Source organism: Stenotrophomonas maltophilia group sp. Smal17 (assembly GCF_030237045.1).
Taxonomy (GTDB): domain Bacteria; phylum Pseudomonadota; class Gammaproteobacteria; order Xanthomonadales; family Xanthomonadaceae; genus Stenotrophomonas; species Stenotrophomonas forensis.
The window spans coordinates 44,689-53,887 of sequence record NZ_JASJSU010000022.1 but is presented as its reverse complement, the minus strand read 5'-3'; the positions used below and the strand labels follow the sequence as shown (position 1 = coordinate 53,887).

The following is a 9,199-nucleotide window of genomic DNA, read 5'->3' as shown; positions in this document are numbered from 1 at the left end:
GGCAGAGCAGTCGAGCAAGCTCGACTCTACAAAGGCGGTGCGTCAGGCATTTCCGGCGTCAAGGAGCGGTGGTACGTCAGGTGTTCCAGGCGTCAGGACGGGCGGCACGTCAGGCGTTTGCAGCGTTCAAATCAACCACGTGCCCGCCGACCACCACCTGCTGCAGGCGCAGTTCGGCGTCCAGCACCACCAGGTCGGCGCGGGCGTCGGGCGCGATGCGGCCGCGATCGCCCAGGCCAAGGTAGTCGGCAGGGAAGGTGGAAACGCGTTGCGAGGCGTCAGCCAGGTCCAGCCCGACCCGCACCAGGTTGCGCAACGCCTGGTCCATGGTCAGCGCGCTGCCGGCCAGCGAACCGGTCGCCAGTCGCACGCAGCCGCCGCACTTGTGCACGCGTTGCTCGCCCAGGGCGTATTCGCCATCGGGCATGCCGGTGGCGGCAGTGGCGTCGGTCACTGCGTACAGGCGCGGGATCGCGCGCGCGGCCAGCCGGATCACGCCGGGGTGGATGTGCTGCAGGTCGGGAATGATCTCGGCGTACTGCGCATGCGCCAGCGCCGCCGCGGCAATGCCCGGGCGATAGTGATCGACGCCGGTCATGCCGTTGAACAGGTGGGTGAAGCCGGAGGCTCCGGCCTGCAGCGCGGCCACGCCTTCCTCGTAGGTACCGGCGCTGTGGCCGAGCTGCACACGGATGCCCATCGCTGCAAGCGCGGGAATCAACGCGGTGTGCTCGCCGATCTCCGGCGCCAGCGTCATCACCCGGATCGGGGCAAGTGCGTGCAGCTGCTGCACCAGGGCCAGCGTCGCTTCGATCGTGCGGTTGGGCTGCGCGCCCAGCCGTTGCGGGCTGATGAAGGGGCCCTCCAGATGCACGCCGACAATGCTCGCGGCCTCTGCATCTGGTGCCGCCATGGTGGCGGCCACGCCCTGCAGCGCCTGCTCGATTTCGTCCAGGCCAGCGGTCATGGTGGTGGCCAGCAGCGTGGTGGTACCAAAGCGCAGATGGGTGCGGGCAATGGTGCGCGCCACGTCGCCGCCCTGCATCAGGTCCACGCCGGCTGCGCCATGCACATGCAGGTCGATGAAGCCGGGCAGGATCACCGGCAGCTGCAGATCGTCAGCGCCGCTGTGGTCGTCCACCTGCAGCTGGCGCACGTGCGAATCGAAGTGGACATGGCCACGCCGCCAACCCAGTGGGGTGAGGATGCGGCCCTGCAGGGAGCGGGTGTCGGTCATGTGGTGGGCTCGGCGATGATCACTTCGATGCCCAGCCGTTGCAGTCCCTCGCGGGTGGCGTCGTCGATGCCGGCGTCGGTGATGATGGTGTGGATCTGGTCGAGGCGCGCAATGCGGTGCAGGCTGACGCGGCCGAACTTGGAGGCATCGGTCAGCACCACGATGCGGCGCGCGCGCTCGACCATGCGGTGGTTGAGGCGGGCTTCGGCTTCGTCGTGGGTGGTCAGGCCGAACTGCAGGTCCAGGCCATCCACGCCCAGGAACAGGGTGTCGAAGCTGTACGAGTTGAGGCTGGCTTCGGCCTGGCTGCCCTGCAGCGACAGCGACTGCTGGCGCAGCAGGCCGCCGGTCAGCAGCACGTTGATGCCGGGTGCATTGGCCAGTTCCCAGGCGATGTTCAGGCCGTTGGTCATCACCGTCACGTCGCGCTGTGTGCGCAGGTGCCGGGCCAGGGTCATCGTGGTCGAACCGGAATCGATGATGATGTTGTCACCGGGGCGCACCAGGCGTGCGGCGCAGGCGCCAATGGACTCCTTCAGCGGCAGGTTCAGCGCATCCTTCTCGTGGATGTCCTGTTCCTGCGGCGGCGTGCGCACCAGGGTGGCGCCGCCGTGGGTGCGGTTGGCCAGGCCCTGCGACTCGAAATGGGTCAGGTCGGCCCGGATGGTCACCGCCGACACGCCGAAGCGCTCGACCAGATCGGCCACCTGCACCGAGCCATGCTCGATCAGCAGCTGCAGGATCTGTTGCCGGCGGGAGCGGGTGTTGCGCATGGCCATTCTCGGTTTCGCGGGGAAAGGTAGAGATTAGCCGTTCGCAGGAACGGCGGCAGCCGAGGCTGCGGTCCGCGTGCGGATGCCGGCCTGGTTGGCACTGCAGGCGCGGGCGTACTCGCCCAGGCACAGGCCGATACGGTGCTGCACCAGTGCGGTGGGCGTGTTGGCCAGAGCGCCCTCGCGCACGGCACGGTACTGCTCCGGCAGGTACTGGCTGAGCAGCACCAGTGGCGGTGCGTGCTGTTGCAGGTTGGCGAACAGGGTCTGCACCGCCTGCACCAGCGCCGGCTCGCCCCAGTAGTAGCGGCAGCGGTCGCTGAAGGAGTAGCTGCGCAGCAGGCGCAGTGCGGCGTCATCGCCCTGGTAGTAGGACTGCCAGTACTTCGGCTGCGCCACCATCACCTCGTCCAGCACCTGCGGCAGGCGCGAGCATTGCGCGGCCGGCAGCAGTTCCGCTTCGATCGCAGCCAGCGCGAACAGCGCTTCACGGTAGGCGAAGGTGGCGGCCGGGCCGACCTTGAGGATGGCGAAGTGGTCGCGCACCAGTGCGTGCAGCCCGCTTTCGCGCTGATAGTCGGTGGAGTGCGCTTCGAACACGATGCGCGGCTGCTGTTCGAGGAAATCGGCCAGCGTGCCAGCGGCGGCGGCATCGTACTCGTGCACGCTGCTGTGGTCGAAGTCCACGCCCGGCTGCACCACCATCGCGATCACGCGCTGCCAGGCATCGCGCAGCTGCGGCGTATCGAACGCCTGCTGGTGGATGGCCAGGGTCTGCGCGGCGGCCGCGGGCGTGGTCACCTGCAGGCCTTCGGCCAGCGAGGCTTCGCCTCCGGGAATCGGCACTTCGGTACCGATCACGTAGACCGGCGGTGGCAGGCCATGCTCGGCGGCGGTGCGCTCGGCGATCCCGGCCAGCTCGGCCGAGCGTGCGGCGACGATGGCATCGGGCAGCGGCACCGGGTCATCGGCACAGGACATGCTGCAGTCCAGATGGATCTTGTGGAAGCCGGCGGCGACGTAGGCCTCGATCAGTACGCGGGCGTGGGTCATCGCTTCGGCGGCCGGGCGCTTCTGCCAGGCATTCGGGCCGAGGTGGTCGCCGCCCAGAATCAGCCGCTCGCGCGGGAAGCCTTCCTCATCGGCCAGGGTGCCGACGTAATCGCGGTACTGCGGCGGGGTCATGCCGGTGTAGCCGCCGAACTGGTCGACCTGGTTGGAGGTGGCCTCGACCAGCAGCACGGTGCCGTGCGCCAGCGCCACGTGCATGGCGGCGCGCAGCACCTGCTCGTTGCTGCAGCAGACGCTGTACAGGCCGACGTTGGCACCGGCGCGGTGGGAGGCAAGCAGGGTCTGCAACGGGGACATGGTCAGGCTCCGGACATCAGGAAAACGAGGGGTGGCAGGCGAGCAGGGCAGCACCACGTGCGCCGCCGGCATCGCCGAAGCGGGGCGGCACGATCGGCGGTACCTGCACGCCGTTGAACAGATGGGCGGCGATGGCCGCTGGCAGCTGCTGGTACAGCGGCGCGTACTGCGAGAGGCCACCGCCCAGCACGATCACGTGCGGGTCGAGTGCCAGCACCAGTGCGGCCAGGCTGTGGCCGAGCAGGTCGCGGTGGATGTCCAGCGCCTTGCGCGCGCGGGTATCGCCGGCTTCGGCGAGTGCGATCACCGCGCTGGCGTCGGCGGCACTGCCGCCCAGATGGCGTTCGATCATCGCCAGTCCACTGCCGGAGACGTAACGCTCGACGCAGCCCTGCAGGCCGCAGGCGCAGTCGATCAGCGGCAGGCCGTGGCGCTGCAGCAGGTGGCCGGGCACGCTCCAGTGGCCCCATTCGCCGGCCAGGCCGTTGAAGCCGGACAGCAGGCGGCCGTGCAGGCAGAAACCACCGCCTGCACCGGTGCCGAGGATGGCGCCAAACATGCTGGGGTAGCCGTCGGCGGCACCGCCATGTGCTTCCGACAGGGCGAAGCACTGCAGGTCGTTGCCGAAATGCAGTGGGCGCTGCAGCCGGGCCTGCAGATCGGCGGCGACGCTGTGGCCGGTCAGCGCCGGCACGTTCGCACTGAGCTGGCGACCCGTGCGGCGATCACGCACGCCGGGCAGCGCGATGCCGATGGCGGCGTCGTTGCGGCCCAGTGCGGCATCTGCATCGGCCACCAGCCCCAGCATCGCCTGCAGGAAGCCTTCATAGTCGCCCTGCGGCGTGCTGACGCGGCGGCGCCAGGTGACCTGCATCGCCGCATCGCACGCCACCAGCTCGATCTTGGTGCCGCCGATGTCGATGCCGTAGCCGGCGTGGGCGATCAGCTCAGCCATGGTGGATGGTGACGCCCTTGACGACGCGGTTGACGGTGCCGTCCGGGAACGGATTGTCCGGGGTCAGCCCGAGTGCGGCCGAGCGTTGCAGCGCGAACAGCTGTGCAAAGCCCAGCCACACCGGCGCCAGCCACGGGTCATCCAGTGCCGGCACGGTGAGGGTGTATTCGTCTTCGGCACCGATATCCGAATGCGGGCCGATCGCCAGCACCTGGCCGGCCACGCCGTCGCGGCGCAGTTCTTCCAGCAGGTCCTGCTCGTAGCGGCGCGCCAGCGGCTGCACGCTGCGCAGCACCACCACCAGCGTGTTGCCGTCCAGCGTCGACTTCGGGCCGTGGCGGAAACCCAGTGGCGTATTGGCCAGCGCCAGCACGCGGCCGGCGGTCAGCTCCAGCACCTTCAGCGCGCACTCGCGGGCCAGCGCTTCCAGCGGGCCGCTGCCGAGGTAGATGATGCGGTTGAACGGGCGCTGCGCCAGCGCGGCGACCGGCGCATCCCACTGCGCCTGGCCTTCGCGGGCCAGTGCTGCGATCTGCTTCAGGCGCGCGATGCGCGCGTCCCACGGCGAGCGGTCGAATACGGTCAGCGCGGCCAGCAGCATGCAGGTCAGGCTGCTGGTCATGGCGAAGGCGCGGTCGCAGCTGGCCGACGGCATCAGCAGGGTGCAGGTATCGGCACGGCCGGCACCGCGGCGGGCCAGCTCGCCATCGGCGTTGCAGGTGATGTCGAGGAAGCGTGCGTCATCCACGTCGCCGCGCACGCGGTCCACTGCCGCCACGCTTTCCGGGCTGGAGCCACTGCGGCCGAACGAGACCAGCAGGGTCGGGCGGTCGCGCTGCAGGTACAGCGCCGGGTGGGTCAGCAGGCTGGTGGTATGCACCACGCGCACGTCGGCCGGCCACTGCGCGTTGATCGCGTCGGCCACCATCTCGGCGATGAAGCCGGAGCTGCCGGCGCCGGTGAACAGCACGCGCTGGTGGGGATCGTTGAGGCTGTCGCCGAGGAAGGCCTGCAGGCGGTCGCGGGCACGCGACAGATCCTGCGCAAGGGCTTCCCACAGCGCAGGCTGCTGGGCGATTTCGGTAGCGGTATCGGCTCCGCCCAGGCGCTGCCAGGCGGACACATCGGAAAGCAGGGTGACGTCCATTCGGAGGTTCCAGTTGGGCCAGCGCACCATCTGTGTTTTCTTTCGAAATGTCAAATACCGAAAGCAAAAAGAAAGAAAATGTGATGCCGTGTTTGCCTTGAGCTGGACGTGCGGGAAAACGAAAGAAGAGGCTGGATGCCGTATCGCACAATGATTAACAGGCGCCTGCAAGCGCTTACACAAAGTATTGCGACGCAACAACTTTCGTTTCAAAGGAATATATCTTCCTTTTTCCTTTCAATTTGTTGACATCTTTCGAATCGCTGCCCTAGAGTCGGCCCAACCGCTTTCGAAACGCCCGGTGAACGGGTTGGGAGTCCGCGTGGAAAACTGCGTTCGTCGCTCGCCGCTGATGCTGGCCCTGTTGCCGGCGCTGATGCTGGCGTCCCTGCCGGCCCGGGCGGAGCCGGTCGGCAACCTGCGTTCGGTGGCCGCCAGCGACAGCCGCGACGGCGTGCAGGGCTGGGACCTGCAGACCGACAAGGGCGCGCGCATCCGCATCGAACTGCCGGCGACCGACATCATCCGCGTGCAGGCCGGCCGCAATGGCACGCTGACCGGCGCGGGCGACAAGGCCGCGCCGATCGTACTGCCGCAACCGCAGGCGAACGTAAAGGCGCAGCTGGAAGAAGACGCGCAGGAAATCCGCGTGCGTACCGATGCGCTGGTGCTGCATGTGCAGCGGCAGCCGTTGCGCATGCGCCTGGAGCGCCTGGACAACGGCCAGCCCACCGCGCTGTGGCAGGAACTGCAGCCGCTGGACCTGGATGCCACGCAGAGCGTGCAGGTGCTGTCCTCGCAGGCTGACGAAGGCTACTTCGGTGGTGGCCAGCAGAACGGCCGTTACCAGTTCAAGGGCCGCGAGCTGGAGGTGTCCTATTCCGGTGGCTGGGAAGAGGGCGACCGCCCGAGCCCGGCACCCATGCTGCTCAGCAGCCGCGGCTGGGGCATGCTGCGCAACACCTGGAGCGATGGCAGCTACGACCTGCGCCAGCCTGACCAGGCCACGCTGCTGCATCGCGAAGATCGGTTTGATGCGTACTACTTCGTCGGCGCCGACCTGCCGAAGCTGATCGAACGCTACACCCAGCTGACCGGCCGCCCGAACATGGTCGCGCGCTGGGCGCTGTCCTATGGTGATGCCGATTGTTACAACGACGGTGACAATGCGAAGAAGCCGGGTACCGTGCCCGAGGGCTGGAGCGACGGCCCGACCGGCACCACCCCCGACGTGATCGACAGCGTGGCCAAGCAGTACCGCGCGCACGACATGCCCGGTGGCTGGATCCTGCCCAACGATGGGTATGGCTGCGGTTACAAGCAGTTGCCGGAAACGGTGAAGGGCCTGGCCGGCTACGGCTTCCGCACCGGCCTGTGGACCGAGAACGGCGTCGACAAGATCGCCTGGGAAGTGGGCAAGGCCGGCAGCCGCGTGCAGAAGCTGGACGTGGCCTGGACCGGCAAGGGCTACCAGTTCGCGATGGACGCCAACCGCCAGGCGTTCAACGGCATCCTCGACAATTCCGATTCGCGCCCGTTCCTGTGGACGGTGATGGGCTGGGCCGGCATCCAGCGCTACGCAGTGGCCTGGACCGGCGACCAGAGCAGCAGTTGGGACTACATCCGCTGGCACGTGCCGACCCTGGTCGGTTCGGGCCTGTCCGGCATGGCCTACGCCAGCGGTGACGTCGACGCGATTTTCGGCGGCAGCGCCGAAACCTTCACCCGTGACCTGCAGTGGAAGGCGTTCACCCCGGTGCTGATGGGCATGAGCGGCTGGTCGTCGAACGCGCGCAAGCACCCGTGGTGGTACGACGAGCCCTACCGCAGCATCAACCGCGATTACCTGAAGTTGAAGATGCGCCTGACCCCGTACATGTACGGGCTGGTGCACGAGGCCGCGCAGACCGGCGCGCCGCCGGTGCGTGGCCTGATGTGGGACAACCCGCGCGATCCGCATGCGCAGGATGAGACCTACAAGTACCAGTTCCTGCTCGGCCGCGACCTGCTGGTGGCGCCGGTGTATCGCAGCCAGGCGGCTAGCCGTGGCTGGCGCCGCGACATCCACCTGCCGGCCGGCGGCTGGATTGATTACTGGGATGGTCGCCGCGTGCAGGCCGCCGCCGACGGACGGCAGCTGGATCGCCAGGTCGACCTGGCCACGCTGCCGGTGTTCGTGCGTGCCGGTGCGATCCTGCCGATGTACCCCTCGATGCTGTTCGACGGTGAAAAGCCGCTCGATGAAGTGACCTTCGACCTGTACCCGCAGGGTGATTCGCAGTACACGCTGTACGAAGACGATGGCAACACCCGCCGTTACCAGCAGGGCGAGTCGAGCACGCAGGTGATCCGCGTGCAGGCACCGGCGCAGGGTAGTGGCCCGGTGCAGGTGCAGATCGATGCGGTGCTGGGCCAGTACAACGGCCAGCTGGCGCAGCGTCGCTATGGCCTGCGCGTACTCAGCCGGCAGGCGCCGCGTGCGGTGCAGGCTGGCGGCCGCGCGCTGCCTGCGTTGGCTGACGCCGCCGCCTTCAACACTGCGGCCGAAGGCTGGTACTTCGACGCCCAGGAGCGCCGCGGAACGCTGCATGTGCGCACAACCGCGCAGGACATCCGCCAACCGCTGCAGCTGCAGCTGGACTTCGCGGTAGCCGCTGCCGTCGCCGATGATGCCTACCCCGCCGCGCCGGTGCTCGGCCGCGAACTGCCGGCCGACAGCCTGCTGGTGGTCAACCGCCCGGCCGAAGAGCCCGGCCATGCTCTGGAAAACGCCTTCGACGACGATCCCGGCACCTGGTTCCGCAGCGTGCGCAACCAGGCGGTGCGCACCGGGGCACACGAGTGGGTGATCGGCTTTGGCGAGCGCAGGATGATCGATGGCATCGACATCGCCCCGCGCAACGACAAGAACTGGAAGCACGGCCAGGTGCGCGATTACGAGGTGTACCTGGGCGACAGCAATGGCGAGTGGGGCGAGCCGATTGCCCGTGGCCGCCTGCAGCTGAAGGAAGGCGTGCAGCGCATCGACTTCCCGGCGCATGCAGGCCGCCTGCTGCGGTTCCGCGTGCTGAGCGTGCAGAACCCGGAGGGCGACGGCGCCAGCAGCACCGACCCGATGGTCACCGCAGCGCAGGGCAGTGCCCGCGCCTTCGATGCGCTGCAGCCGCGCGACGTCGGCCCGATCGCGCTGTCCACCTTCCACATCCTTGAGCACCAGGAACCGGAGCGACCGGCCCGGCAGCGCTATCTCTCCGAGCTGCCGGTGCCGGCCGCGCTGGCCAGCCAGGTGCGCGCCGACCAGTCGTTCCGTGGCGATGCCGGCATGCGCATGAACGGCCTGCAGTTCCGCCGTGGCCTGGGCGTGGCCGCCAACAGCCGCATCGACCTGCGCCTGCAGGGCGGCTGGCGCCTGCTGCGCGCCGACCTCGGCATCGACGACGCGTGCCGCACTGCCGGTGGCCTGCAGTTCCAGGTCTGGGGCGACAACCGCCTGCTGTACGACAGCGGCCTGGTGAAGGCGCCCGGCGTGGTCAAACCGGAGCTGGACATCCGTGGCCTTTCCACCCTGAGTCTGCGCACGCTGGGTGCGCAGGGCAGCCAACCCGCCCAGGTCTGTGCCAACTGGGCCAACGCCGTGCTGATCGGCCAGGAGGGCGACTCCGCCAGCATCGTCGCCCCATGACCGCCTCGTAACACCGCTCCTCCCCCCGCCCATACCG

6 protein-coding genes are annotated in these 9,199 nt (G+C 68.6%); 1 reads left to right on the top strand and 5 read right to left on the bottom strand.

The annotated features are described in order from the left end of the window. Positions 1 to 109: 109 nt before the first annotated feature. From nagA to QRO93_RS08630, 5 genes are read right to left on the bottom strand one after another with little or no spacing between them, the layout of a single operon-like run. Positions 110 to 1,237 carry an N-acetylglucosamine-6-phosphate deacetylase gene (gene nagA, locus QRO93_RS08650; protein ID WP_180878825.1) on the bottom strand — a complete coding sequence of 376 codons (1,128 nt, stop codon included), beginning with the start codon at positions 1,235 to 1,237 and terminating at the stop codon, positions 110 to 112. Continuing rightward, entirely contained in the window at positions 1,234 to 2,010 is a 777-nt protein-coding gene (locus tag QRO93_RS08645; RefSeq protein ID WP_164087518.1) for a DeoR family transcriptional regulator, read from the bottom strand. The genes nagA and QRO93_RS08645 overlap by 4 nt, the downstream gene beginning before the upstream one ends. 33 nt (positions 2,011 to 2,043) lie before the next feature. Then, on the bottom strand, positions 2,044 to 3,378 hold the full coding sequence (locus tag QRO93_RS08640; RefSeq protein WP_180878827.1) for a D-tagatose-bisphosphate aldolase, class II, non-catalytic subunit: 1,335 nt from the start codon (positions 3,376 to 3,378) through the stop codon (positions 2,044 to 2,046). 16 nt (positions 3,379 to 3,394) lie between these two features. Then, positions 3,395 to 4,333, bottom strand: a complete 939-nt coding sequence (locus QRO93_RS08635) for an ROK family protein (protein ID WP_180878829.1) — start codon at positions 4,331 to 4,333, stop codon at positions 3,395 to 3,397. Continuing rightward, the gene (locus tag QRO93_RS08630) at positions 4,326 to 5,480 is read right to left on the bottom strand and encodes an SIS domain-containing protein (protein WP_053451064.1); all 1,155 of its coding nucleotides are present in this window, start codon (positions 5,478 to 5,480) and stop codon (positions 4,326 to 4,328) included. Before QRO93_RS08630 ends, QRO93_RS08635 begins: the two co-directional genes overlap by 8 nt. A 322-nt stretch (positions 5,481 to 5,802) precedes the next feature. Between QRO93_RS08630 and QRO93_RS08625 the strand changes: the two genes are divergently transcribed. Then, positions 5,803 to 9,162, top strand: coding sequence for a TIM-barrel domain-containing protein (locus QRO93_RS08625; RefSeq protein ID WP_180878831.1), 3,360 nt, complete (start codon positions 5,803 to 5,805; stop codon positions 9,160 to 9,162). Positions 9,163 to 9,199 lie beyond the last annotated feature (37 nt).